Genomic DNA, 24217 nt, shown 5'->3' with positions numbered 1-24217 from the left:
AAGTTGCGCGGCTGTTCAGGGCGATCACGTGCGGGCTGGTTCATCTCACCATGTCGCAGGCGTGCAACATTGCGCGACCTGAACAGAGTGTTCAGGTAATGAAGCAGATTCGCTAGGGCGCTTTCAAGGCGCAGTCGGCGCGCGACGCGCCCCGCCTTCATCTATCTGGACACCACGTTCAGATCATGCAATGCTCGCTGCGTTCAGAAAACTGAACGATCCACTCAGCGAGGTGAACATGAGCGAGGCACCCATGTGCCGCATCTACGACCGCGCCCTCCTGGCCCGCCTGATGAAACGGACCGGCACCGGCGCGAAGCTCACAACGCGCGACCTGGCCAAGGTCGCTGAGCTCCCCCACGGAACGGTCGGCGCGCTGGTATCCGGCGAACAGCGCTTCCTCCCCCGGGAGAAGGCGCAGCGGATCGCCACCGCGATCGGCGTCGACCTGATGATCCTCTTCGTCCCCTGCGAGCGAGCGGGCCGCGTCTTCATCGACGCCACCGCACCCGAGGCGGTGTCGGTATGAGCGCCAAGACCACAGCAGCGCTGACCGAAGCAGAGGTCCGTGCGCTCCCCGCCATGGCCACAGCCGGGCAGGCATTCGCCGCTCTCGGCATCGGCCGGGACCTCGGCTACCAGCTCATCCGGCAGGACGAGTTCCCCCTGCCGGTCGTCCCGCTCGGCCGCGCGATCCGTATTCGCCGGGTCGACATCCTCGCCTTCCTCGGCCTGGAAAACAGCGATGCCGCCAGGGGTCCAGCCCTGACGGCATCGAGCGAACGCACCACAGATACAGCCGCGAAGCAGATCGGAAGCGCTCGATGACCACTGTACGAGAGGGCACTGACAGCCCGCAGGCGTACAGCGCCACCTCGGCGGCCGGGGGCACCTCCCCCGGCCGCCGGGCCCCGGCCCGACGGCACGTAGTCGCCGCCCTCTTCGTCGACTTCGGCAACGACCGCGGCCCCGAAGAGACGCACCGCCCGCCCCGCGCCCGCTACGAGTGCGTCCCCTGCGACTACCGCAGCGAGGTCGTCACCGGCGCGGCGGCCGTCGCGGCCTTCAACGCCACCGCCCCCGAAGCCCACCGAGCTGTCTGCCCCGCACGCCAGGAGACCGACCAGTGATCGATGCGCAGACCCCCGACATGCGGGCCGCCGCCCGCGAGCTGCACGACGCCGGGCTGTGCGTGCTCCCCATCAAGGCCGACGGCACCAAGGCCCCGGCCGTCCGCTCCTGGACCCCGTACAAGGTGACCCGCTCCACCCCGGTTGAGCACGACGCCTGGCTCCCCGAGGGCAGCACGGCAGGCATCGCGGTCGTCTACGGCGCCGTGTCCGGCGGCGTCGAGATGATCGAGTTCGAGGGCTCCGCCGTCGAGGAAGGTCTCCTCGATGACGTCACCGAGATCATGGCTGCCTCCGGGCTCGGCGAGGCATGGCAGGCCATCCTCACCGGGTGGGCAAGCGAGTCCCCGTCCGGCGGCCGGCACTTCCGTGTCCGCCCCGACGGCGCTCCGGTGCGCGGGAACACCAAGCTCGCCAGTCGGTTGGCCCGTCCGGAGGAGTACACCCCGGAGGAGAAGCAACGCCTCGCCGAGAAGCCGGGCGCCCGCATCGTCCGCGTCCAGATCGAGACGCGCGGCGAAGGCGGGTACGGCCTGGTCGAGCCGAGCTCCGGCACGGTGCACGCCACCGGCCGCCCCTACCTGCGCATCGAGGGCGGGCCCGACACCATCCCCACCATCGCCGGTGACGTCCTGGACGCCATCCACGAGGTGTGCCGGATGGTCGACGCCCTGCCGGTCCCCGAGGCGCCGAAGACCGCGCCCCGCCCGCAGCCGCTCCCCGACGGAGGGATGCGGCCCGGCGACGACTTCGAGGCCCGCGCCGACTGGTCCGAGATCCTCGCGGGGATCTTCAAGCCGGTCACCACGCGCGGCGGCGCCACGTACTGGGCGTGGGCCGACGGCCAGGGCGGGGTGAAAGCCACTACCGGCCGTGGTGACGCGGACCGCCTGTTCGTCTTCACCACCAGCAGCGACTTCCTGCCGGAGGTGCCGTACAGCAAGTTCGGCGCCTACGCGCTGCTGGAGCACGGTGGCAACCACAAGGCCGCGGCGGCCGAGCTCCGCCGCCGAGGCTTCGGCTCCGAACCTGCCCGGCGTCGGCTGGCTCCGGCCCCGGCGCCGGGCGGCCCATTCAGCGATGGGTCCGCAGCACTCGACCCCGACACCGCTCCCGAGCACGGCCATACCCCGCCGGACCTCCAGGTCGTTCCGGCGGCCCGCCCGACTCTCGACATCACCATCGAGGCGGACGCCATCGACGGAGTGCTCGACCTCATGCGGACTGGGCAGCTGCCCGACCTCTATAAGCGCTCCGGCGGTCCGTGCTGGGTCCACCAGGACGACAGCGGCTCCCCCGAGGTGAAGACCTTGGGCACGGACAACCTGCGCGCCTACCTTGCGGACCAGCTGAGCAGCTACACCGTGCGCGTTGACCCGAAGACGGAGATCGAGAAGGAGGAGCGAGAGCTCCTCATGCCCAAGACGTGCGGCACCATCCTCGGGCGGAAGGACTGGCCGCTCCCCCCGCTTCGGGGCATCGTCACCTCGCCCGTGGTCCGGGCCGATGGCTCCCTGCTCCAGGCGCCCGGGTACGACGCGGCAACGGGCCTGTACCTCCACCCTCGCGTCGCGCTCCGGCGCCTGCGGTCCGAGGTCACTGCGGACTCGCTCGCCAGGGCCAAGGACATCGTGCTGCACCAGATGCTGGCCGACTTCCCGTGGGAGAAGCCCGCCCACCGGGCGCACTTCCTCGGCGCGCTGCTGACCCCGATCCTGCGCCCGTACTTCCACGGGCCCACCCCGATGGTCATCGTGTCGTCCACCTCGGCCGGGTCCGGGAAGACCCTGCTGAAGGACATCTTCAAGTACGCCTACGGCAGCTCGGACACGCCGTGGCCGGAGAACGACACCGAGCTGCGGAAGAGCATCACGACGCAGCTGTACACCACGGGCCAGCCGGTCATCGTCCTCGACAACCTGCCCAACGGGTACACGATCAAGTCGCCGGTGCTGTCCGCGCTACTGACCACCGAGACATGGGGCGACCGGGTCCTCGGGGCCAGCTCGGCCGTCAGCATGCCCAACGACCGGCTGTGGATCCTCACCGGGAACGGGCTGCAGACCGGCGGGGACAACGGGCGGCGCGCCCTCTGGGTACGCCTCAACCCGAACGTCCCCGACCCCGACCAGCGCGACGGGTTCAAGGTCGGCGACCTCCGGCCCTGGCTCCGGAAGAACGCGTCCACGATCGTGGCCGCTCTGGTGACCATGGTCCGGGCATGGGTGGCCGCCGGGGCACCCACGGTCCGCACCCGCATGGGCGACTACTCCGAGTGGGCCAGCATGCTGGCCGGCCTCCTCGACTTCCTCGGCGTCCCCGGCTGGCTGACCGACCGGGCCGACGCCATGCGACAGGACAGCGAGACCGCCGAGTGGGCCGCCTTCCTCATCGCCTGGCGTGAGCGGTTCGGCGACGAGATCATCACGGCCGGAGCCGCGGGCAGCACTCTGGCCGAGCACGCGCCACGCCACCCGAAGACGGGCGAACTGCCCAGCGCGAACGTGCTGGGCGGCTGGCTCAAGGCCAGGGACGGCCGGTTCTTCGGCGACCTCCGGATCATCCGCGTGTGGGACTCGCACCGCTGCTCGAACCGCTGGCGCGTCGAGGCGCACGAGCGCGCCGGGGCCGGGCAGTGACGACCCCGCGCGATGCAGGGACCGCAGGGACCCAGCAGGGACCCGTGCAGGGAGCTGACCGGCTCCCTGCACGGCCCCTGGCCTGCACGCCTGCCGGGAGGCAGGGAGTTGCAGGGGCACGGGCCCACCTCCCTTACACCGCGCGCATCACACACACATCGCACGACACACATGCCTCTGCATGTGATGCGAAATTTTCCAGCTCCCTCACTGCACAGACCTATGAGTTTCTCCCTGCAAGTCCCTGCGTCCCTGCAAAACCACAGGCCAGAGCGCCACGCCAGCGCTCCGCAGGTCCCTGCACCACTCCCTGCGGCTCCCTGCAGTCCCTGCAAAGCCCCTGCACTCACGAGGTGACCCGAGTGAACGCTTTCACCCCGCGCCCGTACCAGACCGCCGCTATCCAGGCCCTCACCGCCGGATGGGCTGGCCCGAACAACCGCCTCGCGATCGTCCTGCCGACCGGCGCGGGCAAGACCGTGGTGTTCGCGAACCTGATCGCCCAGATGCGCGGACAGCTCGGCCGCAAGCGGGCGTTGGTCATCGCCCACCGGGAGGAGCTCATCGAGCAGGCCGCCGCGAAGATCCGCGCCGTCTGCCCGGACCTGAAGGTCGGCATCGTCAAGGCCGAGCGCAACCACCACCGCTTCGTCGACGTCGTCGTCGCCTCGGTGCAGACCCTGGCCGTGAAGCGCCGACGCGAGGCCATCCAGGACATCGGCATGGTCATCGTCGACGAGTGCCACCACGCCGCCGCCGCTACCTACCGCACCGTCCTCGCGCACTTCGGCGCCTGGCGTGGTGTCCCGGTCGCCGGGTTCACCGCGACGATGACGCGCACCGACGGTGGCCTGGCCGAGGTCTGGCAGGACGTCGTCTACACCCTCGACATCCTCGACATGATCAGCGACGGCTACCTGTGCGACGTCCGCGGCAAGCGCGTCACCGTGGCCGGCCTCGACCTCGACTCCGTGAAGACCCGGGGCGGGGACCTCCAAGACGGACAGCTCGGCCAGGCCCTCGACGACTCCGGCGCCGCCGCCACCATCGCGGCCGCGTACACCCAGCACGCTGCCGACCGGCCCGGCGTCGTCTTCACCCCGACGGTGGCCACCGCCCAGTCGATGGCCGCCGCGTTCACCGACGCCGGAGTCTCGGCAGCCGCGATCTGGGGCGACATGCCGCGCGAGCAGCGCGCCCAGGAGCTGGCCCGGTACAAGAGCGGTGCCGTGCAGGTGCTCACCAACTGCATGGTGCTCACGGAGGGCTTCGACGCCCCGTGGACGTCCTGCGTCGTCATCGCGCGGCCGACCAAGTCGCCCGGTCTCTACTGCCAGATGGTCGGCCGGGGCCTGCGGCTTCACGAGGGCAAGCGCGACGCCCTGGTCCTCGACGTCATGGGCGCCTCGACCCGTCACAAGCTGGCGAGCATCGTCGACCTGACCGACCAGGAGATCGGCGACGTGCCGGAGGACAGGCCGCTGCGCGAGGTCGCCGAGGAGCACAAGGCCGAGGAAGCCCGGCGCCTGGTCGTCCAGCAGCTGCACATGGAGGAGTTCAGCCTCTTCGGCCAGTCGACCACCACGTGGCTCCGCACCGAGGCCGGGACGTGGTTCATCCCGCTGCGGCAGGAGCTGTTCCTCTTCCTGGTGCGGGACCCGGGCGGCAAGACGTTCCGGGTCCGGCGCTGGGACGCCAGCGAGGGAGTCCGCCCCCCGAACCCCGACCCCGCCCTGCCGCTGGCCGACGCCATGCAGTGGGCAGAGCGCGCTGGCCGCGCCCTGGCCCCTGCCGCGTTCGTCGCGAAGCACGCCACGTGGCGGGCCCGGCCCGCGACGGCCCGCCAGCTCGGGTACTGCCGCAGCCGCGGGATCGAGGTTCCTCGAGGAGCGACGACCGGTGAAGTCGGTGACCTCCAGGCCGTCCACCGCGTGACTGCGGTGCTTGCCCGCCTGGCCACCGCCGTACCGGCGGCCGCGTGACTCTCGCCCTGGACCGCACCCGCGCTCTCCTCGACACCCCGCCACCCCAAGTCATCCCCGGACAACTCGACCTGAAGGAGCACACCGTGACCGAACCGTCCCTCAGCCCCGCCTCCGAGAAGCTGCTCCGCGCCCTCGCTCGCGCCGACAAGGGGGACGGGGTCAACGTCTCCTACCTGTCCCGCGGTCGGTACCACTGGGGAAGCAGCAGCGCTGCGTACAACCGGGCCAGCTTCTACCCGCTGTTCGACGCAAACCTGCTGACCGGCTGGGACGGCGAGAACGACCCGGTTCGCGTGACCGAAGCCGGCCGCCAGCTGCTCACCGAACTCGACGCCGCGGCCAAGCCGAAGCGCGAGAAGCAGCCCCCGAACCCGGAGTCGCCGGCAGCGCTCCGCGCCCTGCGCGCCATCGCCGCTCTGCCGCAGCCCGTTCGCCCGCACAGCGGCGCCCGCCGCGGCCTGTGGGCCCTCGGCTCCCGCAACGGGCACGGCACCACCGAACTCCTGATCTACGCCATGGAGAGGGCCGGCTACGTGCGGATCATCCACGGCGCCCACCTCAGCACGGCCATCGAGATCACCGACGCCGGCCGCGCCCGGATCGCCACCACCCCGTGACACGCAGAACGGCCGGACCCGCGGGTATCGGGTCCGGCCACCGCCCAGCATCCCACCACACACCGACCAGCCCAAGGAGTCTCCTGATGGACGACCACATTCACATTCAGCGCACCTGGCACCTCACCCACCCCGATGGCAGCACCGTCGATATCGACCTGTGGACCGATGGCTACACCGTGCGTGTGGAGGGCGGCGACGGCGAGGACGGCGACCGCGGCCAGCGAGATGTCGACGAGCTGATCGCCAAGTACCTCGCGGCTGGCTACCAGCGGGCCCGGGACTACACGGTGAACGACCCCGAGCCCGAGCCCGAGGACACCCCGGAGCCGGATGCGGACGAGCCTGCCGACCGGCCCGAATGCTGCCCCGAGTGTGGCAGCGCTATCGAGTACCAGGCCGAGCATGCCGACCACGGCCGGTCCGGCCCGGCGTGGTTGTGCCTGGGCTGCCGCTGGGGCGAGTGGATTTCCCGCTGACCAGCACGCAGCAGAACGGGCGGCCCGCTCGAACCGGGCCGCCCCACCGCCCAGCATCATCCCACCACACACACCAGGAGCACCCCATGTACCCCACCCTCTTCTCCAACCCCGGCGTCAAGCAGTTCGCCGAGGAGATCGACGCCGAGCGCGGCCGGCAGCTTCGGAAGTTCGGCGAGCAGCACCACCGTGACGGCACCAGCCTCGCCAACGCCGACTGGGCAGACCACGCCCGCGCGGCCTGCCAACACGCCGCAGACGAAGACGCCCTGTCGTGGGCGGCAGTGCTCTACGAGGAGTTCACCGAGGCCCTGGCAGAAGTCGACCCGGCCAAGCTCCGCGCCGAGCTGATCCAGGTTGCCGCCGTCTGCGCAGCGTGGATCCACGACATCGACAGCCGTGCCACCAACATCGACACCCAGCCCGCCGGCACCGGCGCGGACCGGATCGTGGCGTACCGGAACACCGACCGCCCCAGCGTCCTTCTGTGCCGACAGCACGGGGACGGCTGGATGGGGTTGACCCCGCTCACGTCCGAGGACCTGCCCGACGGCGGGTTCTGCACCTGGGGAGTACCGGACGAGCAGGTGTGTGGCCGTGACGTCCTGATCGCCCCGCCCACCGCCTGACCCCACCCCGCTGGCCCGGGGTGTCACGCCTGCCGCCCCGGGCCACCCACACCACCCGTGAAGGGACCACCATGACCGACCTCACCGACGAGCAGCGCGAGGAGCGCCGCACCCGGGCCCGCGACCTTATCGAGGCCCGGCTGACCGAGACGTGGCCCGCGTGGCGGCGCCCCGGCAGGAAGCCGAACCTCACCCTCGCCGCGGACATCGCCCTCGACTCCCTCGGTGAACTCGCCGCCGAGATCCTCGTTGACGGCACGATGATGCGCGCCCTCACCTTCCGGGACGGCGTCGCCACCCTCGAACTCGCCGAGGCCACCGAGATGGTCCGCATCTTCGCCGCCGGCATGCGCGGCGTCCTCGACGGCAACGGCGCCTCGAACTACGTCGAGATGGAGATGACCGACGGGGCGACCGGCCAGGGCTACACCGTCACGGTGCAGCGCCGCGAGTGCCCGACCCCGCACCAGTTCCGTCAGCAGGCCGAGGCCCGCGCCGAGCAGCTGGCCGCCGAGCTGGAGGACACGCGGGACGCCCTCGCGGTGGCCCGGCAGGTCCTCGGCACCACCACCAGGCAGCCGGAGACCGAGGCAGACCCGGTGGAACCGGACCACCCGGCCGCGCACGCTCTCGCCACCCACATTGCCGACCACCCGGTGTCCACCATCCAGGCGGCATGCCGATACCTCGGATGGCGGCTCGACTTCCAGGTCAGCCCCGTCCGGCAGCCGGAGACCGAGACGCCCGCCGCCGACCGTCGCGCCCGATACGCGGCAGCGATCCGCGAGGCCGACGGCTGGGTCCTCGACAACGGGCAGCACATGATCGACGCCGTCATGGCCGTAGCCGACACCGAACTGGCCGCGCTCCGGGCCGAGCTGGCCGAGGAGGGGAAGTGACCGACTACCTGGCCCGGACCGCCCTGTGGTGGGCCATCGCCGCCACCGCCCTCACCGCCTTCTGGATCCTCGCCCGCTGGGACGAGCGCCGCCAGACCACCAGGAAGGGACCCCGCCGATGACCCGCGAGCAGCTGCTCCACCTCGTCGACCGCGCCCGCCGCGGCGTTGCCCTGCCCGCCGAACTCGACCAACTGCACCACGGGATCGAGGCCGTCCACGCGCGGCTCGACGAACTGGAACAGCAGATCATCCGGCACAGCTACCCGACCCGCACCGCCTGACCGGTGGCCGCCCGGCCCGCCACAGCCGGGCGGCCACCCCCGCCTCATCCAGTCCCATCGCACCAGGAGCCACCGTGGACCTCTGCCAGCTCTGCACCCAGCACGACGCCATGGGCGGCTACCTCTGCCCCGGCTGCACCAAGGACACCGTCGCGCGGCTGGACTGCCTGCCCAGCCTGTACGAGGGGCTGCTGTCCTTCCTCGCCCCGTCCATGGCCGTCAGCCAGGGCAGGGCGGGGAAGGGCGGCCCCGCACCGCTCCCCGTTCGTGCGGAGATCCTCGACCTGCGTGGCCCCGGCGGCATGGTCGGCGTCGTTGAGGACTGGCTGTCCGCCGTGCGCCTGGAGCGCGGCATGCGTCAGCCGACCCCGGCCGGATCCGTCGAGGGACGGCTGAAGGCCGCGGTCGCCGGGCTGATCGTCAACATGCCGTGGATCGCCGTGTCGTGGCCGCAGGCCGGCACGTTCGCCGAAGAGATCCGGGCCCTGACCCGGTCGGCGTCGTCGATCGTCAGCCCGGCCGTCGACGAGGTACGTGGCACGCGGGTGGGTACCTGCCCGGCGCAGTTCGACGACGGTGGTGTCTGCGGCGCGGTGCTGCGGCTGCTCCCGGGTGAGCAGGTGGTGACGTGCTCCTGGTGCGGCACCTCGTATCCGCCGGCCACGTGGGTGGAGCTCAAGGTGCTCATCGACAAGGACACGCGGGCTAGGAATGCGGCGTAGGCACTCGACTATCACACCCCCCTGTGATAGCGTCAGCGCCATGAACACGGACCCCTGGCGGGCCAGGTTCAGACGGGAGGACGAGCTGGTGGAACAGCTCCAGACCCAGATGCTGGAAGCCGCCGAACGGCGCGGCGCCGCACTTGTCGAAGGACTCGACGAGCTCGGCACCGTCTATGCGGTCGCGAAGGAAGTCGGCAAGAGCTATACGGCGACGAGCAACGCGATCAAGAAGTATCGGCCGCAGGGCCGCACAACCACATAGAAGAGGGGCCGGGCGACAGCTCCCGGGTGGTGGAACACCCAGGGCGGCCGCGTCACCCGGCCCCAACGCCCCGGAGCGCAGACACGCTCCGGCACTTGCCCACGAACGAGATAGGACCTCGTCATGGACCTTCGGCATCTTCGCATGCCCGCTGCGCCCAGCAGCACCCCGCCCGACCGGCGCCCGATCGCCGTCGGCATCATCCGCCGCCACGCCGGCCGCACCACCACCGTGCGCGTCACCGAGGCAGGCGTCACCGGCAGCATCCGCCCCACCGGCGGTGCCCGATGAGCATCGACTTCGACTTCGAGCTCCAGCAGCTGCTCGCCACCCCGTCCCTCGCCCAGCAGATCCTGGCGGACCTCGCGGCGGCGCTTCAGGCCGAGGACCCGTTCGAGCCGCTGACCCTCGACACCCTCAACTCCATGCTGTCGACCGTCGCCTACGTCCGCACCGACGGCATCCCCGTTACCGTCGCCACGGACGCCAGCGAACGGGCCGCCCGCGCCCTCCCGTCCATCCACGACCAGGAGACCGCCGACGCCTACGCGCTCCGCGTCCTCCAGGCTGCGAGGACGGTGTGAGCACCCCCGCCCGCAGCCTGGCTGTCGGGGCCACGGTCGTCACCGTGCTCCTGACCGCCGCCGCGTTCTGGCTGTCCTACGAGCACCTCCACGACGTCGCCGACGGCAACGGCCTGGACAGCACTCGCGCCTGGGTCTGGCCGGCCACCGTCGACCTGTTCATCATCGCCGGGGAGCTCCTCATGCTCCGGGCCGCACTCCAGCACCGCATCGACGGCTGGGCCATCACCCTCGCCGCCACCGGGTCACTCGGCTCCATCGCTCTGAACGTCGCTGGCGTCGGCGACGGGGCGGAGCGCATGGAGTACATCGTTGCCGCGGTCCCGCCCGTTGCCGCACTGCTGGCCTTCGGCGCCCTCATGCGGCAGGTCCACGAAGCCCTCGCGTCCGTCGAGGGAGTGCCTGTGGAACCGCTCACCGCAGTGGTCGCCCGCCCGGTACCGGTCGTGGTGCCCGCCGGGGCCAGGCTGCTGCCGCTCGTTGCCACCCAGGTGACCATCGAGGTGGCCGCCGTCCCGGACCTCCCGGCGGCCCCGCGGCCGGTACCCGAGGCGGTACCGGCAGGCGCCCGCTTCCTTCCGCTCGTTGCCACCGAGGCGACCACCGAAGTGACCATCGACCGCGTCCCCGAGACGGCCGGGCAGGCGGTCACCCGCCTCGCGATCGAGAACGGATGGAAGCCGCTCGACTGGGCGTCCCTCCGTTCCGGCGACGACCACCGCCAGCCCGCCGCGCTGACCAGCAACCTGGCCGCCGCTGAGCCCCGTCAGGTGGTCACCGTCCCGGTCACCATCACCCCGTCCGAGCTGCGGAAACAAGCCCGGGCCCTCAACCGTGAGGTGGTCAGGGAGACCGGCAAGCCGGTGACCATCGAGCGGCTGCGCGAGGAGTACAACCTCTCGCGCCGCGACGCCACTGACCTCCGCCGCGAAGTCGTCGACGGGAAGCGGTCATGATCGACTACGCCTTCGGCTGGGGACTGATCGCCTACATCCTCGTGCGCGTCCCCGCCGCCCTCCTCCGCAGTGACCGGCTCGCCATCTGGGCGATCTACGCCGCGTCCGCCACCACCATCGCCAAGCTCCTCGGCTACTGAAGGGCCACCCCTGATGCGTACCAACCTCACCGCAGCCATCGACACCGCCGCCCGCCACACCATGGCCGCCGCCCCTCAGCAGGCCCCCGCCCTCGACGTCAACGGCGGCGCCCTCGGCGCACTCCTCATCGGCCTGATCATGTGCACGGTCATCGTCGTGAAGTGGAAGAACAACGTCTACAAGGAGGCCGAGCGCAAGGCGATCATCATCACCGCCATCGCCTGCATCCTCCTCGCCGGATCCGCCGGCGGAATCATCGCCGACATCTTCGGCAGCGTGCAGGACATCGGCGACCAGGTCGGCAACAGCGTCACCAGCGTCGGGACCGGCCGATGAAGCTCCCCCTGCAACCCCTCATCCAGCCCCTCGGCGACGGCTCCGCCATCCTGTACGACCGCATCACCACCTGGGTCGCCTCCCCGAAGTACCGGGAGGCCCCCGTCGAGGAGACCCCGGCCAAGGAGGGCGACAAGCCCAAGGACGGCAAGGCCAAGCCGGAGAACGGGAAGCCGAAGCCCGCCCCGGAACCCGAGCTCGACAAGCGGGCCCCCCTCAAGCGGGTTGGGATGCTCCTCGGCGGCGCCTACGTCGTCGCCTCCACCGACTACACCACCTACGCCACCGCCGCGGCCGCCCTCGGCTGGGTGGTCGCCGCCTACATGGTCGCCCCGCCCCGCCAGACGACCCAGCCCCCCTTGGCCGCCGGCCCCGCCAGCCCCCGCGGCGCCATCGTCGAATGGCTCACCCGGGCCATCGGCGACCGCCCCGGCATCCACCTCTACGAGCTCTACCCCCTGATGCGCGCCCTGCCCGGCATGGAGAAGCACGACGAGGCCGCCCTGAGGGAGGCCCTCATCACCCTCGACATCCCCATCACCCGGGCCTTCACCATCGGCGACGCCAAGGGCCGCTCGGGGGTCCGTCTGGCCGACCTGGCCACTCCCCTCCCCTCTCGGGAAGAGCGCCCCCTCTCCACGGATGAAGACGCAGGTGAGACCACCCGCTCTACCCCCGAAGAGCAGCCCGAGAGCGGCCAGTCACCCGTCGAAGAGCGGTCCGAAGAGGCCCCTGCTGCGGCCTGACGGCTGCCCGATCCGCCCGCGGGAGAAGGGCGGTGAGGGGAGCCGGACAGCCCGGACCACACCACCCAGGAGGACGACATGACCACGCAGACCAAGACCACCGCCTGGCCCGAGGGCGTCATCGCCCGCTACCTCACCCTCGTCGGTTCCACCGTCGATCTCGCTCACCGGGACGAAACGCAGGACGGCAAGAAGAAGGCGACCTTCGCTACCTGCACCGGGTGCAGGGCAGCCACAGTCCAGACCTGGGCCGACAGCTTTCCGAATCACCGCCGCCCCGGCCGCACTGAGTTCCAGAACCAGGACAAGGGCGACCGTGCCGCCCGTACCTGGGCGCAGAAGCACGCTGAGACTTGCCGCGCTCTGCCCAAGCCCCCCGCATCCGAGCCCACCGCGCCCGAACCGCAGACCGGGCCGGAGCCGAAGCGGCGCCTTTGGCTCCCCACCCGCCGCAAGGCCACCTGACCCGACAGCCCAGCCCCATGGGCGGCCGCATCACTGCCAGGCGACCGGCCGCCCCGGGCCCCAATCCCGCACACACGAGACAGGACCACGATCATGACACTCCTCGCCCGCCTCGCCACCGCCCTCGGGTTCGAGCAGCAGCCCCTTCCGTACTGCGCCCAGTGCGGTGGCCACTACCCCGCCCACACCCACTGAAAGGACAAGCACCATGAAGTTCGCCTACCTGATCCAGAGCGCCGACAACGGCCGGCGCATGAGCTCCGGCGTGATCAGCGTCGACCCGCCCCCATCCCTCGCCGAGCTGGCGGCCGAGCTCGTCCAGCGAAACCGAGCCGAGCACTCCTACTACACCGGGCCGCGCACCTGCTGGGTCTGGGCCCACGACGGCCAGCAGAGCCTCACCCGCCTGGAGACCGGGCCGGACGGCGCCGAGCGCTTCGACCTGTGACCGCTGTCAGACCCCGTCCGTAGCCTGGAACCAGTCCTATTCGCGCTCCATGGCTGCTGCGCTACTCGGACCCGAGCCCCGCCCCGATCACGGAGCGGGGCTCACCCATGTGCCCGCGCGGGCACACTGATCACATGCACACCCAGCCGCTCCTCGTCGACCTGTACGCCGCCGCCGTCCGTACCGGAGCCCGCCCGGCCACCCTTCGCGTCTGGGTTCACCGCGGCCATCTCGACCACCACGGCTACGACTCCGAGGGCCGCGTCCTCATCGACCTGGACGCAGCCGTGCGACTCGTCGAGCAGAAGGCCGGCGCGACGCGCGCCAACGCAGCTTGACCAGTGCTCTAACCGCCTGTAACACTGACCCCAGGTCCGGCGTGCCCACACACCGCCAGGAACACCAGGCCCCGCCCCAACGGACGGGGCCTTCGTCGTACCCCGAGGAGCCCGTCATGGCCTGAACGCCAGACATCTGCGCCTCCGCTGTCCGATGATGACCCCCTCATCACGCACCACCCTGGGGGGACCATGCGCACTACCACAGCCGCCTTCCTCGCGGCCGGCCTCCTGCTCGCCGCCACTGGCTGCAGCACGACCGGCGACCGCGCGGCAGCTCCGGCTGGGAAGTACGCGCAGACGTGGCCCACGCCGTACAGCAGCACCACCTGCGGCGACTACCTCACCGCCATGGACCACCACCAGCGTTGGGCCCTCGCCGCCGACATGCTCGTCGGCGCTCGCAAGGCTGACGGGCTGACCACACTGCCCGCCGATACCGACGTCGACCGGTTCGAGCAGGACATGGCCACCGCGTGCCAGCCCATCGCCACCGCGAAGACCACAGAGATCGGCGCATCCATCTACCTCATGGACACCACCTACAGCCACTGATCACAACCTCGGGGGTGACGTCGTGGCCAAGCCCCAGCGTTGGCGCGTCTGCTCCACCCCCGGGTGCCCCGAGTACACCGACCAAGGCGGCCGCTGTGCCGAGCACAGGCGGGAAGCCGAACAGCGCCGCGGCAGCGCACGGCAGCGCGGATACAGCAGGCGACACGAGACCCGGTTCCGGCCGGCAGTCCTCGCCCGCGACCCGCAGTGCGTGTGCACCGAGCAAGGGCACGGACACGACGGACCATGCGGTCAGCCGTCCGTGCACGCAGACCACTGGCCACTCAGCCGGCGCGAGCTCGCGAGCCAGGGCCTTGACCCCGACGACCCGAAGCACGGGCGCGGCCTCTGCCCTCCATGCCACAGCAGTGAGACAGCACGACACCAGCCGGGAGGGTGGAACCAGTGACCGGATGGGACGAGAACGCGGGCACGCCAACACGCCCGATCGGTGACCTCATCGACGCCCTCGGCATCAAAGCGACCGTCGGCCCCGACGACCTCGTGGCCGGCGCCCTGGTGCTGCTGAAGGTCCTGGACGCAGACGGCGGCACCAGGCTCAGCCTCGCCCACTCCGACGGCCTCGGCTGGATCGAGCGCGCCGGCATGCTCCGGATCGCCGAGACCCTGGAGACCGACTCGATCCGGCAGCCCGACGACGACGGGTGATCGTCACACACGGTGATCCCGGCCCATGATCACCCCCGGGGAGGGACCCCAATCAAGATCATCCCGAGGACCGCCGGGGAGGTGGCTGGCAGGTCTGCCGGGTTCAGAGCCTCCGGTGATCATGGTCCGGCGGGTGTCGATCATGCTTCGTCGTCACGCAATGTGATGGCCAGAGAGGAGCCGCGCGTGCCCGCCATCGACTACGACTTGGAGTTCCTGGAGAACGGCAAGACCATCGAGCTGATCTCCATCGGCATGGTGTGCGACGACGGCCGCGAGTACTACGCAGTCAGCTCCGACATGCCGGTCGACCACATCCTCAACCACCAGTGGTTGAAGGCCAACGTGTGGCCCCATCTGCCGCTGCGCGGGTACAAGCCCGCGCCGCAGATCAACGCGCTTCAGCAGAGTGATGGCTCGCTCGACATGACGGACACCCGGGTGAAGCCGAAGTGGGTAATCGCGAACGAGGTCCGTGAATTCATCCAGGCCGCCGGGCCAGACATCGAACTGTGGGCGAACTACGGCGCCTACGATCACGTAGCCCTCGCGCAGCTCTGGGGCCGGATGATCGACCTCCCTGAGGGCGTCCCGATGTTCACCCATGACATCCAGCAGGAAGCCCGACGCCTCGGCATCGGCTGGAACGACCTGCCCAAGCAGGAGTCCGGGGAACACAACGCGCTCGCCGACGCCCGCCACAACCAGACCGTGCGCCGCTGGCTGGCGCAGCAGGGTTGGCGGGGAGCTTCATAGCCGCTGGGGCTGCCCTGACCTTCTGACGGCTGCGCAATGCGGCTGTCTCTGACGCCGCGCAACGCGGCCAGTTGGAGTGATCAACATGGCAAAGGGTGGTGCACGCGCACGCTCCGGCCCGGCCCCCGATCCTGACGCGCTGCGCCGGGAACGAGACGCCGGCGAATGGTCGATCCTGCCCGCCGAGGGCCGCCAGGGCGCAACGCCCACCTGGCCCCTGACGGATCAGACGGCCCGCGAGGATGTGCTCTGGGAGCGCCTGTGGCTGATGCCGCAGGCGCTGATGTGGGAGCGGTACGGGCAGGACATCGAGGTGGCCCTGTACGTCCGGCGCCTGGCCGAGGCTGAGTCTCCGGACGCCCCGGTCACGGTCGGCACCCTGGTCCGGCAGATGTCCGACTCGCTCGGGCTGACGACGCCGGGGATGCGGGCGAACCGGTGGCGGATCGACCGTGCCGAGGAGGCCGAGGAGCGGCCGGCCGGTCCGGTGCAGCCTGCCCCGAACTCGGCGCGCGCCAGGCTGAGGGCGGTGCCTGGTGGTAGCGGCTGACGACGGCGCGTGGCCGCTCGATTTCCCAACCCTGTTCGTCGTCCCTGACTGGATTGCCGCACACTGCCGACTCCAGTCGGTGGGCGGTCTGGTCACCGAGCCGCAGCCGTTCGAGATGTACGACTGGCAGCTCCGGGCCACGGCCAGCTTCTACCGGGTTCGGCCGACCGCCACGGTGGGCCAGCTGTCGACCGCGTTCCACTACCGGCGCGCCCAGGTCGTCGCCCCGCAGAAGTCCGGCAAGGGCCCGTGGACGGCCGGGATCGTGGCGGCCGAAGCCGTCGGGCCTGTCCTTTTCGGCGGCTGGGCTGCGGGCGGCGAGCGGTACGAGTGCCGCACGCACGGCTGCGGCTGCGGCTGGGCATACGAGTACGAGCCTGGCGAGCCCTTGGGGCGCCCGTGGACGACTCCGCTGCTTCAGATCACGGCGACGTCCGAGGACCAGACGGACAACGTCTACCGGCCGCTGCAGGCGATGATCCGCAACGGCCCGTTGTCCGAGCTGATGCGAGTAGGCGAGCAGTTCATCCGGCTGCCGAACGACGGCCGGATCGATGTCGTCACCTCGTCCGCCCAGTCCCGCCTGGGTAACCCGGTGACCTTCGTCGTGCAGGACGAGACCGGGATCTGGACCGAGACGAACAAGATGACGAAGGTCGCGACCACGCAACGCCGCGGCCTGGCCGGCATGTCCGGACGGTCGATGGAGACCACGAACGGGTGGGACCCGTCGGAGAACTCGGTGGCGCAGAAGACCGCCGAGTCCAGCTCGAAGGACATCTACCGCTACCACCGGTTGCCGCCCCGGGGCCTCTCCTACACGAACAAGGCCGAGCGGCGGCGAATCCACGCTCACGTCTACGAGGGCAGTCACCACATCGACCTGGACGCCATCGAGGGCGAGGCGGCCGAGCTGCTGGAGAAGGAGCCGGCCGAGGCCGAGCGCTTCTACGGCAACCGGATCGTCGCCGGTATGGGTGCCTGGATCCAGCAGGACCGGTGGGACGCTCGCGCTGCGGTCCAGGAGGTCCCGGACGGGACGCGCATCGTCCTCGGATTCGACGGGTCCGACGTGGACGACTGGACCGGGATACGGGCGGAGACGCTGGACGGCTACCAGTTCACCCCGCGGTACGGGCCGGACCGGCTGCCGACGGTGTGGAACCCGGCGGACTGGGAGGGCCAGGTTCCCCGCCTAGAAGTCGACGCCGCGTTCCGCGAGCTGTTCGAGCGGTTCGACGTGGCGCGCGCGTACTGCGACCCGCCGTACTGGACATCGGAGGTGGCGGCGTGGCAGGCGGCTTTCGGGGAGAAGCGGGTGACGGAGTGGCACACCACGCGGGTGGTCCAGATGCACGCGGCGTGCGAGTCGCTGCTGACCGACGTACTGAAAGCCGAGACGACCTTCCGGCACGACGGGTGCGAGACGACGTCCACGCACGTGCGCAACGCCCGCAAGGCCGCGCGGCCGTCGAACCGGTACGTGCTCAGGAAAGCCAGCGTGCTCCAGAAGATCGACCTGACCGTCTGCTCTGTCCTCTGTCACGAGGCCGCGTCAGACGCCATCGCAGCAGGACAGGCCAAGCCCCGGAAGTCCGGGCGAATGATCGTGATGGGGCGGAGGTGACAAGGTGAAGGCATCGGACCGCACGCCGCTGGAGTGGGTGGCGCACCTGGCCAGGGTGCATGAGGCGCAGAAGCCTGGCCTGGAGGAGCTGAACCGGTACTACGAGGGTCAGCAGCCGCTCGCGTACCTCCACCCGGAGCTCCTGGAGGAACTCGGCGAGCAGCTGCGCCAGGTCGTCATCAACTGGCCGCGGCTGGTCGTCGATGCACTCGAAGAGCGGCTCGATGTCGAGGGCTTCCGCTACGCGGACGACGAGGAATCAGCCGACGACCTGTGGAAGATCTGGCAGGCCAACGGGATGGACGAGGCCAGCCAGCAGGCCACGGTGGACTCGCTGGTCATGCGCCGGTCGTTCATGGTCGTGGGGACGAACGCGAAGGACCCGGCGACGCCGCTGGTGACGGTGGAATCGCCCTTGCAGATGCAGGTGGACTGGGACCCGCAGACCCGTGCGGTCCGTGCGGCGCTGAAGCGCTGGCACGAGCAGGACCCGATCACCGACGCGATCACCGACCGGTACGCGGCCCTGTACGTGCCCGGGGTGACCCACTGGTACGAGCAGACCACCGCGAACGGATGGCAGGAGGTCAGCCGCGACGAGCACGGTCTCGAAGTGCCGCCCGTCGTCGCGCTGGTGAACCGACCACGGCTGATGCAGCCAGGCGGCATCAGCGAGCTGGCGGACGTGATCCCGCTGTCCGACGCGGCATGCAAAGAGGCCACGGACATGATGGTCAGCTCGGAGTACCACGCCATGCCACGCCGGGTGGCGTTCGGGTTCGACGAGTCCGACTTCACCGACGCGGACGGCAACCCGGTCTCCGCATGGTCCCGTCTGGCTGGCCGCATCTGGGCCACGGTGAAGAACCGCAAGACCGGCCCCGACGGTGACGGCGCTGACGTCATCCAGTTCCCCGAAGCCCAGCTCAGCAACTTCCACGCCACGATCGAGCTCCTGGCGAGGCTTGTGGCGTCGCTGGCCGGCATGCCGCCGAACTACATGGGCCTGGACACGAACAACCCTCCGTCGGCGGACGCGATCCGGTCGGCTGAGACGCGGATCATCAAGCGTGCCGAGCGGCGCCACCGCCCGCTCGGCGGTTCCTACGAGCAGATGAACCGGCTGGTCCTGCGAATTCGGGACGGGCGCTGGGACCCGCGCGCGCGGTCGCTGGAGACCTTGTGGCGGGACCCGGCGACGCCGACCTACGCGCAGAAGGCTGACGCGGTCACGAAGCTGGTTCAGACGGGCATCCTGCCGGTCGAGCAGGCCCGCGAGGACCTCGGGTACACCGCGGTGCAGCGGCAGCGCATGCGGCAGATGGACCAGGACGCCCTTGACCGGGCCATGGGCGGTGACCTGGCTGCCGGATACGGGCCCAAGCCGGACCCGGAGCCGGCCGAGCTCCTGGCCGCGGAGTAGGCGATGGTCTCCCAGGACGTGCGGGCCGTCGCCACCGCCCAGTACCGGGCACAGCAGCGGATCGTCCGGCGGGCCACCACCCAGGTACAGGCCCTGTGGCAGCAACTCGACCGGGGCGACCTGACCGGCTCCTGGGCGGCCCTGGCCCCCGCCCTGGAGCAGGCCCTCACCGCGCAGCAGGTCGCGGCGGCGGCCCTGGCCGATGCCTACCTCGACGCAGTGCAGGCGGCCGAGGGCGCCGATGTTGCGGCGGCCGGGGCGGTGCGGGCGGCGTCGTTCGCCGGGATCGCGTCGGACGGACGCCCGCTGCTGTCCCTGCTCTACCAGCCGATCATCGACTGGAAGGTCCGGCTGCTGGCCGGGCAGTCGATGCAGGACGCGGCCCGCGGGTCCCTGGCGTCCGCGCTGCGGATTACGAGCACGCAGGTCGCGGACGCCGGCCGTGGCGCGGTCGCCTCCGGCATGGCCGGGCGGCGCACGATCCAGGGCTACGTCCGGGTCGTGCAACCCCCGGCCTGCTCTCGGTGCGTGATCCTGGCCGGCAAAGAGTTCGGGTGGAACACCGGTTTCCAGCGGCACCCGAAGTGCGACTGCATTCACCTGCCGACCACGCTCATCGCCCGGAACCAGACCCGGGGCCGCCTCGCCCCCGACCAGGGCTTCCTGGACCCGCGGGCGTACTTCAACAGCCTCTCGGCCGCCGAGCAGAGACGCGTGTTCGGGGACGCCGGTGCCCGGGCCATTCGCGAGGGCGCCGACATGGGCCAGGTCGTGAACGCCCGGCGGGGCATGAACGCCGCAGGCACCGCGACACGCACGGGCACCCGGCGCGGCAGCCGGTACTGGCATGTGGAGCGGCGCCGCGCGCTGGACGCCGGCGAGATCACGGCGGACGTCGACCGGGCCTTCCGGCTCCGGTCCGCCCGCCTGATGCCCGAAGAGATCTTCCGTACCGCCACGAGCCGTGAGGACGCGGTCCGCCTGCTGCGGCGCTACGGCTACCTGACCTGACCCCGGCGCAACGCCGACGGTCGCAACCTCCTGCAACGGGAGCACTGATGAGCACACCCACACCGACCGAACCGACCACGGACCCGTCCGCGGGCAACCCGCCGCCGGCCGAACCGAACCCGGCTCCCCCCGCCAACCCTCCGGCCCCGGCCGGGGAACCGCCCGCGGACGTCCCCCTGGGCCCCGCCGGTGAGAAGGCGCTGGCCGAGTGGAAGGCCCGCGCAAAGACGGCGGAGAAGGAGCGCGCCGAGCAGGCCACCCGGCTGCGGGAGTACGAGGACCGGGACAAGACCGAGGCCGAACGGCAGGCGGACGCGCTGAAAGCGGCGGAGACGCGCGCCGAGCAGGCCACGAGGCTGGCGGTGTCCGCGTCGGTGCAGGCACTCGCGGCAGGCCGGTTTCAGGACCCGCAGGACGCCGTGGACGCCCTTGCCAGCGGCTCGTTCCTCACCGAGGACGGGGCCGTCGACAGCGACGCCATCACGGCGGCCCTGAACGGGCTGCTGGAGCGCAAGCCGCACTGGGCGGCCGGCCCCGCAGCTCCGCGCGTTCCCGCCCCGGACCCGGCGCAGGGCGCCCGCCCCGGCGGGACTCCGACCCTCGACGGACAGATTGCCGAAGCGGAGAAGGCCGGGAACACCAAGCTCGTGATGGCGCTCAAGACACAGCAGCTGCGCGAGATCACGAAGACCAAGTAGGGCAGGCCACCAGGCCGGGCCCTCACCCCTTTGAGAGGACAACCCCATGGGTGCAGTTTCCGGGCAGGGCACGACCTTCAACCTGCCGAACTACCACGGCCAGCTCTACACGGTCACCCCGACCGAGACGCCGTTCCTGGCCGCGATCGGTGGCCTGTCCGGCGGGAAGCGGACCAAGTCGGTCGAGTTCGAGTGGCAGACCGTGGACCGCCGCACGTCGACCGCCGGTAACGCGGTCGTCGAGGGTGCCAACGCCCCGACGGCGGTCGCCCGGTCCCGGTCGAACGTCTCCAATGTGGTCGAGATCCACCACTCCGCCATCGAGGTGTCCTACACCCGGCAGGCCGCCACCGGCATGTACTCCGGGATCAACATCGGGGCGGACGACAACCCGGTCAACGACGAGCTGACCATGCAGATCACCACCGAGCTCGAATCGATGGCGGTCGACGTGGAGATGTCGTTCCTGACCGGCACCTACGCGAAGCCCGCGAACAACGCGACCGCCCGCAAGACCCGTGGCCTGCTGACCGCGATCACGACGAACGTCAACGCGAACGGCGGCACCCCACGCGCCATCTCGAAGGCGATCGTCGACGCGCAGCTGGCCGCGATGTTCGCCGCCGGCGCGAAGCTCCCGCAGGAAAGCACGGTGTTCATGGTCGGCCCGGCGCAGAAGGTCGCCCTGTCCAACCTGTATGGGACGGGCAGCCTCAACCAGCCGACCATGACCCGCAACATCGGTGGCGTCGCCGTCGACACGCTCGTCACGGACTTCGGGACGTTCGGCGTGATGCTCGACCGGTGGATGCCGACCGGGCAGGTCGCTGTCGTCGACCTCTCCGTCTGCGCCCCGGTGTGGCTGGAGATCCCCGGCAAGGGCCTGCTGTTCGCCGAGCAGCTCGCCAAGACCGGCGCGGCCGAGAAGTGGCAGCTGTACGGCGAGGTCGGCCTGGAGTACGGCCCCGAGACCTACCACGGCGTCATCAAGGACCTCAGCTAAGGAGACCGCCACCATGGCGACATTCACCAGCAGCACCTATCCGGCGCTCACCCTCCAGGACGACGACGGGGTATGGGCACGCTTCGAGGACGGACGCTTCGAGACGTCGGATGCGGCCGTGGCCAAGCGGCTGCGGTCCCTGCCCGACTCCGAGGGCATCACCGAGACCGGGGGCGGCGAACCCGCCGGCGACAGGGCCCCGTCGAAGCGGGCATCGAAGGACGACTGGGTGGCCTGGGCAGTCAAGGCCGGGGCCACCGAGGAAGAGGCGTCCGCACTGACCCGCGACCAGCTGGCGGAGCAGTACGCGGACGCCGACCCGAAGGAGTGACCGATGGCGGCCCTGGCCACCTTGGAGGACCTGGCGGACCGGCTCGGCCGTGACCTGACGGCTGCTGAGGAACGCCAGGCCGCCGTCTTCCTCGACGACGCCACCGCCGTCATCCTCGACCGGTTCCCGCGGTACGCCACCACGCCCACAGCGATCTCCACGAAGGTCTGCTGCGCCATGGTGCTGCGGGTCCTGCGCAACCCGGACGGGAAGAGGCAGGAGTCGATCGACGACTACTCGTACACGATCGACTCCTCCCGCTCGACCGGGGAGATCTACCTCACCCAGGCCGAGGTGGAGGAGCTGCGGCCCGCGCACAGCGGGGGCGGCGCGTTCTCCATCGTCCCCGGGGCCCCGGCGGTGACGTCGTGAGTGTCGCGGACGCGCTCGCCCGGGGCCGGGCTGCGGCGGAGGCCCGCATGCTCGACACGGTGCGCCTCTACACCCAGGGCGAGGACGTCTTCGACCGGGAGTCGGGCACCACGGTGCCGGGCCCGGTGACGGTCCTGTACGAGGGGCGGGCCCGGGTGAAACCGGTCTCGCAGGCCTCCGGGGAGGAGAAGCAGGCCGGTGAGCGGGAAGTCGTCCTGCGTGAGGTGGAGGTCGCCCTGCCCTGGGCGACCGCGTTGCCCGCCGGGACACGGCTGCTGGCCGGCGCCCGGGTGAAGGTCCTGGCCTCCCAGGACCCGCGCATGGGCGATCTGGTCCTGTGGGTGGCCTCCTCGCAGTTCTCCGGTCAGGCCACCGCCTGGCGGATCAGCACCGAGGACCGGTCATGACCGGCCGCAACCCGTTCGACATGCGCGACGTGCGGCGTCTGCAGCGCCACCTCATCCGCGGTATCCCGCAGGCGAGGCGTGACACCCGGGCCGTCATGGTGCACGGCGCGCTGAACATCAAGCGCGGCTGGCAGCAGAACGCCCGCCAGTCCGCACCCCAGCACGCACCGGCCTACCCGCGCACCATCGGGTACGACCTGCTGACGTTCGGCCCGGACCAGCTCCTGGCGGTCATCGGCCCGGACAAGGGCAAGAAACAGGGCGCCCTCGGCAACATCCTCGAGTACGGGTCGGTCAACAACCCACCCCACTACGACGGGCACCGGGCCCTGTGGGACGAGGTACCGGCGTTCGAGGCGCAGATGGCGCTGATCATGCAAAGGGGGCTGACCTGGTGGTGACACCGACTGTCCTGCCGCACGTCGATGCCGTCGAGGCGGCCCTGAAAGCGGTGCCGCTGACCGTCTATATCGGGGGCACCCCTACCTCGACGGGCTGGTCCCCGCCGGACAAGTTCGCGGTGCTCTACCCCGACCCAGGGAAAGCCTCCAGGGCGTCCCTGGCCGGGGAGCGCACCGACTTCCGGCACCTGGTGCAGGTCACCTGCGTCGGGGCGACCGTCGAGCGGGCCCTGTGGGTGGCCGACAAGGTCCGCCAGGCGCTCGACGGGCCGCTGACGGTCGCTGGACGGCGGGCGTGGCAGCCGGAGGACCAGGGCGGCCCGCCGGTCCAGCGCGACGACGACGTCACCCCGCCCCTGTTCTACGTCCCGGTCCTCTATCTCATCCAGTCCATCCCCTCCTGATCGGAGACCCCTCATGGCGACCCTCGCCACCCAGACCGTCGCCCTTGGCGGCCTGAACCCGACCTACTCCGCTGCCGCTGGCGGCGGCGACAAGTGCGAGGTCGGCGACCGTAACTTCCTCCACGTGAAGAACGGCGCGGCCAGCCCCATCACGGTGACCCTGACGTCCACCGCGACCGTGCGCGGCCAGGCCGCCGCGAACGTGACCGTCAGCGTTCCGGCGTCCGGTGAGCGGATGATCGGCCCGCTCCCCGCCGACCTCCTCCAGAACGCGGCCGATGGCCTGTGCGCCGTCGGCTACTCCTCCGCGACCACGGTCACGGTCGCCTCGCTCCGCATCTGACCCCC

37 protein-coding genes are annotated in these 24217 nt (G+C 70.8%); all 37 read left to right on the top strand.

Annotation, left to right across the window (positions count from 1 at the left end):
* The first annotated feature begins 238 nt into the window (after positions 1-238).
* A complete protein-coding gene (locus tag ACFYY2_RS17560) occupies positions 239-529 on the top strand; it encodes a hypothetical protein (protein ID WP_388743331.1) in 291 nt (96 codons plus the stop codon).
* Positions 526-828 carry a helix-turn-helix transcriptional regulator gene (locus ACFYY2_RS17555; protein WP_388743329.1) on the top strand — a complete coding sequence of 101 codons (303 nt, stop codon included), beginning with the start codon at positions 526-528 and terminating at the stop codon, positions 826-828. The genes ACFYY2_RS17560 and ACFYY2_RS17555 overlap by 4 nt, the downstream gene beginning before the upstream one ends.
* Positions 825-1130: a hypothetical protein gene (locus ACFYY2_RS17550; RefSeq protein ID WP_388743326.1), complete on the top strand. Its 306-nt coding sequence runs from the start codon at positions 825-827 to the stop codon at positions 1128-1130. The genes ACFYY2_RS17555 and ACFYY2_RS17550 overlap by 4 nt, the downstream gene beginning before the upstream one ends.
* Positions 1127-3769: a bifunctional DNA primase/polymerase gene (locus ACFYY2_RS17545; RefSeq protein ID WP_388743324.1), complete on the top strand. Its 2643-nt coding sequence runs from the start codon at positions 1127-1129 to the stop codon at positions 3767-3769. Before ACFYY2_RS17550 ends, ACFYY2_RS17545 begins: the two co-directional genes overlap by 4 nt.
* Positions 3770-4131: 362 nt before the next feature.
* On the top strand, positions 4132-5751 hold the full coding sequence (locus ACFYY2_RS17540) for a DEAD/DEAH box helicase (protein ID WP_388743322.1): 1620 nt from the start codon (positions 4132-4134) through the stop codon (positions 5749-5751).
* Positions 5748-6371, top strand: coding sequence for a hypothetical protein (locus ACFYY2_RS17535; protein ID WP_388743319.1), 624 nt, complete (start codon positions 5748-5750; stop codon positions 6369-6371). The genes ACFYY2_RS17540 and ACFYY2_RS17535 overlap by 4 nt, the downstream gene beginning before the upstream one ends.
* 86 nt (positions 6372-6457) lie before the next feature.
* Positions 6458-6850, top strand: coding sequence for a hypothetical protein (locus tag ACFYY2_RS17530; RefSeq protein ID WP_388743316.1), 393 nt, complete (start codon positions 6458-6460; stop codon positions 6848-6850).
* An 86-nt stretch (positions 6851-6936) separates the two neighbouring features.
* Positions 6937-7479 carry a hypothetical protein gene (locus ACFYY2_RS17525; RefSeq protein WP_388743313.1) on the top strand — a complete coding sequence of 181 codons (543 nt, stop codon included), beginning with the start codon at positions 6937-6939 and terminating at the stop codon, positions 7477-7479.
* A 71-nt stretch (positions 7480-7550) separates the two neighbouring features.
* Positions 7551-8378, top strand: coding sequence for a hypothetical protein (locus tag ACFYY2_RS17520; protein WP_388743310.1), 828 nt, complete (start codon positions 7551-7553; stop codon positions 8376-8378).
* The gene (locus ACFYY2_RS17515; RefSeq protein WP_388743308.1) at positions 8375-8500 is read left to right on the top strand and encodes a hypothetical protein; all 126 of its coding nucleotides are present in this window, start codon (positions 8375-8377) and stop codon (positions 8498-8500) included. Before ACFYY2_RS17520 ends, ACFYY2_RS17515 begins: the two co-directional genes overlap by 4 nt.
* Positions 8497-8661, top strand: a complete 165-nt coding sequence (locus ACFYY2_RS17510) for a hypothetical protein (RefSeq protein ID WP_388743304.1) — start codon at positions 8497-8499, stop codon at positions 8659-8661. Before ACFYY2_RS17515 ends, ACFYY2_RS17510 begins: the two co-directional genes overlap by 4 nt.
* 74 nt (positions 8662-8735) lie before the next feature.
* Positions 8736-9383, top strand: a complete 648-nt coding sequence (locus ACFYY2_RS17505; RefSeq protein WP_388743301.1) for a hypothetical protein — start codon at positions 8736-8738, stop codon at positions 9381-9383.
* 40 nt (positions 9384-9423) lie between these two features.
* Complete coding sequence (locus ACFYY2_RS17500; RefSeq protein ID WP_388743298.1) at positions 9424-9648, top strand: hypothetical protein; 225 nt, start codon at positions 9424-9426, stop codon at positions 9646-9648.
* A gap of 144 nt (positions 9649-9792) precedes the next feature.
* Positions 9793-9939: a hypothetical protein gene (locus ACFYY2_RS17495; RefSeq protein WP_388743296.1), complete on the top strand. Its 147-nt coding sequence runs from the start codon at positions 9793-9795 to the stop codon at positions 9937-9939.
* Positions 9936-10232, top strand: a complete 297-nt coding sequence (locus tag ACFYY2_RS17490; protein WP_388743293.1) for a hypothetical protein — start codon at positions 9936-9938, stop codon at positions 10230-10232. The genes ACFYY2_RS17495 and ACFYY2_RS17490 overlap by 4 nt, the downstream gene beginning before the upstream one ends.
* On the top strand, positions 10229-11188 hold the full coding sequence (locus tag ACFYY2_RS17485) for a DUF2637 domain-containing protein (RefSeq protein ID WP_388743291.1): 960 nt from the start codon (positions 10229-10231) through the stop codon (positions 11186-11188). Before ACFYY2_RS17490 ends, ACFYY2_RS17485 begins: the two co-directional genes overlap by 4 nt.
* Positions 11185-11328, top strand: coding sequence for a hypothetical protein (locus ACFYY2_RS17480; RefSeq protein WP_388743288.1), 144 nt, complete (start codon positions 11185-11187; stop codon positions 11326-11328). Before ACFYY2_RS17485 ends, ACFYY2_RS17480 begins: the two co-directional genes overlap by 4 nt.
* A 13-nt stretch (positions 11329-11341) precedes the next feature.
* Positions 11342-11665 carry a hypothetical protein gene (locus ACFYY2_RS17475; RefSeq protein ID WP_388743285.1) on the top strand — a complete coding sequence of 108 codons (324 nt, stop codon included), beginning with the start codon at positions 11342-11344 and terminating at the stop codon, positions 11663-11665.
* Positions 11662-12411, top strand: coding sequence for a hypothetical protein (locus tag ACFYY2_RS17470; protein WP_388743282.1), 750 nt, complete (start codon positions 11662-11664; stop codon positions 12409-12411). Before ACFYY2_RS17475 ends, ACFYY2_RS17470 begins: the two co-directional genes overlap by 4 nt.
* 78 nt (positions 12412-12489) lie before the next feature.
* Positions 12490-12876, top strand: coding sequence for a hypothetical protein (locus ACFYY2_RS17465; protein ID WP_388743280.1), 387 nt, complete (start codon positions 12490-12492; stop codon positions 12874-12876).
* A 208-nt stretch (positions 12877-13084) separates the two neighbouring features.
* Positions 13085-13324 carry a hypothetical protein gene (locus tag ACFYY2_RS17460; protein WP_388743277.1) on the top strand — a complete coding sequence of 80 codons (240 nt, stop codon included), beginning with the start codon at positions 13085-13087 and terminating at the stop codon, positions 13322-13324.
* 134 nt (positions 13325-13458) lie between these two features.
* The gene (locus ACFYY2_RS17455) at positions 13459-13662 is read left to right on the top strand and encodes a hypothetical protein (protein ID WP_388743275.1); all 204 of its coding nucleotides are present in this window, start codon (positions 13459-13461) and stop codon (positions 13660-13662) included.
* Positions 13663-13854: 192 nt separating this feature from the next.
* Positions 13855-14217, top strand: a complete 363-nt coding sequence (locus ACFYY2_RS17450) for a hypothetical protein (RefSeq protein ID WP_388743273.1) — start codon at positions 13855-13857, stop codon at positions 14215-14217.
* Positions 14218-14622: 405 nt separating this feature from the next.
* A complete protein-coding gene (locus tag ACFYY2_RS17445) occupies positions 14623-14886 on the top strand; it encodes a hypothetical protein (protein WP_388743271.1) in 264 nt (87 codons plus the stop codon).
* A 186-nt stretch (positions 14887-15072) separates the two neighbouring features.
* Positions 15073-15642: a 3'-5' exoribonuclease domain-containing protein gene (locus ACFYY2_RS17440; RefSeq protein WP_388743268.1), complete on the top strand. Its 570-nt coding sequence runs from the start codon at positions 15073-15075 to the stop codon at positions 15640-15642.
* Between the two features lie 85 nt (positions 15643-15727).
* Complete coding sequence (locus tag ACFYY2_RS17435) at positions 15728-16192, top strand: hypothetical protein (protein ID WP_388743266.1); 465 nt, start codon at positions 15728-15730, stop codon at positions 16190-16192.
* A 79-nt stretch (positions 16193-16271) separates the two neighbouring features.
* Positions 16272-17819: a hypothetical protein gene (locus tag ACFYY2_RS17430; RefSeq protein WP_388743264.1), complete on the top strand. Its 1548-nt coding sequence runs from the start codon at positions 16272-16274 to the stop codon at positions 17817-17819.
* A gap of 4 nt (positions 17820-17823) precedes the next feature.
* The gene (locus tag ACFYY2_RS17425) at positions 17824-19242 is read left to right on the top strand and encodes a phage portal protein (protein ID WP_388743261.1); all 1419 of its coding nucleotides are present in this window, start codon (positions 17824-17826) and stop codon (positions 19240-19242) included.
* Positions 19243-19245: 3 nt separating this feature from the next.
* On the top strand, positions 19246-20253 hold the full coding sequence (locus tag ACFYY2_RS17420) for a hypothetical protein (RefSeq protein WP_388743258.1): 1008 nt from the start codon (positions 19246-19248) through the stop codon (positions 20251-20253).
* Between the two features lie 47 nt (positions 20254-20300).
* Positions 20301-20951 (top strand): hypothetical protein, encoded by a 651-nt coding sequence (locus ACFYY2_RS17415; protein ID WP_388743256.1) that lies wholly within the window; start codon positions 20301-20303, stop codon positions 20949-20951.
* 46 nt (positions 20952-20997) lie between these two features.
* The gene (locus ACFYY2_RS17410) at positions 20998-21954 is read left to right on the top strand and encodes a DUF5309 family protein (RefSeq protein ID WP_388743253.1); all 957 of its coding nucleotides are present in this window, start codon (positions 20998-21000) and stop codon (positions 21952-21954) included.
* Positions 21955-21967: 13 nt separating this feature from the next.
* Positions 21968-22285, top strand: a complete 318-nt coding sequence (locus ACFYY2_RS17405) for a hypothetical protein (protein ID WP_388743250.1) — start codon at positions 21968-21970, stop codon at positions 22283-22285.
* A 3-nt stretch (positions 22286-22288) separates the two neighbouring features.
* A complete protein-coding gene (locus tag ACFYY2_RS17400) occupies positions 22289-22657 on the top strand; it encodes a hypothetical protein (RefSeq protein WP_388743248.1) in 369 nt (122 codons plus the stop codon).
* Positions 22654-23064: a DUF6093 family protein gene (locus ACFYY2_RS17395; RefSeq protein WP_388743246.1), complete on the top strand. Its 411-nt coding sequence runs from the start codon at positions 22654-22656 to the stop codon at positions 23062-23064. The genes ACFYY2_RS17400 and ACFYY2_RS17395 overlap by 4 nt, the downstream gene beginning before the upstream one ends.
* A complete protein-coding gene (locus tag ACFYY2_RS17390; protein ID WP_388743243.1) occupies positions 23061-23465 on the top strand; it encodes a hypothetical protein in 405 nt (134 codons plus the stop codon). Before ACFYY2_RS17395 ends, ACFYY2_RS17390 begins: the two co-directional genes overlap by 4 nt.
* Positions 23459-23869: a hypothetical protein gene (locus ACFYY2_RS17385; RefSeq protein WP_388743241.1), complete on the top strand. Its 411-nt coding sequence runs from the start codon at positions 23459-23461 to the stop codon at positions 23867-23869. The genes ACFYY2_RS17390 and ACFYY2_RS17385 overlap by 7 nt, the downstream gene beginning before the upstream one ends.
* A gap of 13 nt (positions 23870-23882) precedes the next feature.
* On the top strand, positions 23883-24212 hold the full coding sequence (locus ACFYY2_RS17380) for a hypothetical protein (protein WP_388743239.1): 330 nt from the start codon (positions 23883-23885) through the stop codon (positions 24210-24212).
* Positions 24213-24217: the final 5 nt, after the last annotated feature.

Source organism: Streptomyces sp. NPDC001822, assembly GCF_042892135.1.
GTDB lineage: Bacteria > Actinomycetota > Actinomycetes > Streptomycetales > Streptomycetaceae > Streptomyces.
The sequence above is the reverse complement of the archived record's forward strand: the minus strand, read 5'-3'. Positions and strand labels throughout refer to the sequence as shown.

Coding starts and splice junctions, on each gene's coding strand:
- ACFYY2_RS17470 (WP_388743282.1), top strand. CDS start 11,662: ATGAAGCTCCCCCTGCAACCCCTCATCCAGCCCCTCGGCGACGGCTCC.
- ACFYY2_RS17380 (WP_388743239.1), top strand. CDS start 23,883: ATGGCGACCCTCGCCACCCAGACCGTCGCCCTTGGCGGCCTGAACCCG.
- ACFYY2_RS17400 (WP_388743248.1), top strand. CDS start 22,289: ATGGCGGCCCTGGCCACCTTGGAGGACCTGGCGGACCGGCTCGGCCGT.
- ACFYY2_RS17490 (WP_388743293.1), top strand. CDS start 9,936: ATGAGCATCGACTTCGACTTCGAGCTCCAGCAGCTGCTCGCCACCCCG.
- ACFYY2_RS17530 (WP_388743316.1), top strand. CDS start 6,458: ATGGACGACCACATTCACATTCAGCGCACCTGGCACCTCACCCACCCC.
- ACFYY2_RS17480 (WP_388743288.1), top strand. CDS start 11,185: ATGATCGACTACGCCTTCGGCTGGGGACTGATCGCCTACATCCTCGTG.
- ACFYY2_RS17525 (WP_388743313.1), top strand. CDS start 6,937: ATGTACCCCACCCTCTTCTCCAACCCCGGCGTCAAGCAGTTCGCCGAG.
- ACFYY2_RS17510 (WP_388743304.1), top strand. CDS start 8,497: ATGACCCGCGAGCAGCTGCTCCACCTCGTCGACCGCGCCCGCCGCGGC.
- ACFYY2_RS17550 (WP_388743326.1), top strand. CDS start 825: ATGACCACTGTACGAGAGGGCACTGACAGCCCGCAGGCGTACAGCGCC.
- ACFYY2_RS17420 (WP_388743258.1), top strand. CDS start 19,246: ATGGTCTCCCAGGACGTGCGGGCCGTCGCCACCGCCCAGTACCGGGCA.
- ACFYY2_RS17520 (WP_388743310.1), top strand. CDS start 7,551: ATGACCGACCTCACCGACGAGCAGCGCGAGGAGCGCCGCACCCGGGCC.
- ACFYY2_RS17495 (WP_388743296.1), top strand. CDS start 9,793: ATGCCCGCTGCGCCCAGCAGCACCCCGCCCGACCGGCGCCCGATCGCC.
- ACFYY2_RS17500 (WP_388743298.1), top strand. CDS start 9,424: ATGAACACGGACCCCTGGCGGGCCAGGTTCAGACGGGAGGACGAGCTG.
- ACFYY2_RS17390 (WP_388743243.1), top strand. CDS start 23,061: ATGACCGGCCGCAACCCGTTCGACATGCGCGACGTGCGGCGTCTGCAG.
- ACFYY2_RS17455 (WP_388743275.1), top strand. CDS start 13,459: ATGCACACCCAGCCGCTCCTCGTCGACCTGTACGCCGCCGCCGTCCGT.
- ACFYY2_RS17435 (WP_388743266.1), top strand. CDS start 15,728: ATGGCAAAGGGTGGTGCACGCGCACGCTCCGGCCCGGCCCCCGATCCT.
- ACFYY2_RS17475 (WP_388743285.1), top strand. CDS start 11,342: ATGCGTACCAACCTCACCGCAGCCATCGACACCGCCGCCCGCCACACC.
- ACFYY2_RS17450 (WP_388743273.1), top strand. CDS start 13,855: ATGCGCACTACCACAGCCGCCTTCCTCGCGGCCGGCCTCCTGCTCGCC.
- ACFYY2_RS17560 (WP_388743331.1), top strand. CDS start 239: ATGAGCGAGGCACCCATGTGCCGCATCTACGACCGCGCCCTCCTGGCC.
- ACFYY2_RS17410 (WP_388743253.1), top strand. CDS start 20,998: ATGGGTGCAGTTTCCGGGCAGGGCACGACCTTCAACCTGCCGAACTAC.
- ACFYY2_RS17405 (WP_388743250.1), top strand. CDS start 21,968: ATGGCGACATTCACCAGCAGCACCTATCCGGCGCTCACCCTCCAGGAC.
- ACFYY2_RS17555 (WP_388743329.1), top strand. CDS start 526: ATGAGCGCCAAGACCACAGCAGCGCTGACCGAAGCAGAGGTCCGTGCG.
- ACFYY2_RS17465 (WP_388743280.1), top strand. CDS start 12,490: ATGACCACGCAGACCAAGACCACCGCCTGGCCCGAGGGCGTCATCGCC.
- ACFYY2_RS17460 (WP_388743277.1), top strand. CDS start 13,085: ATGAAGTTCGCCTACCTGATCCAGAGCGCCGACAACGGCCGGCGCATG.
- ACFYY2_RS17415 (WP_388743256.1), top strand. CDS start 20,301: ATGAGCACACCCACACCGACCGAACCGACCACGGACCCGTCCGCGGGC.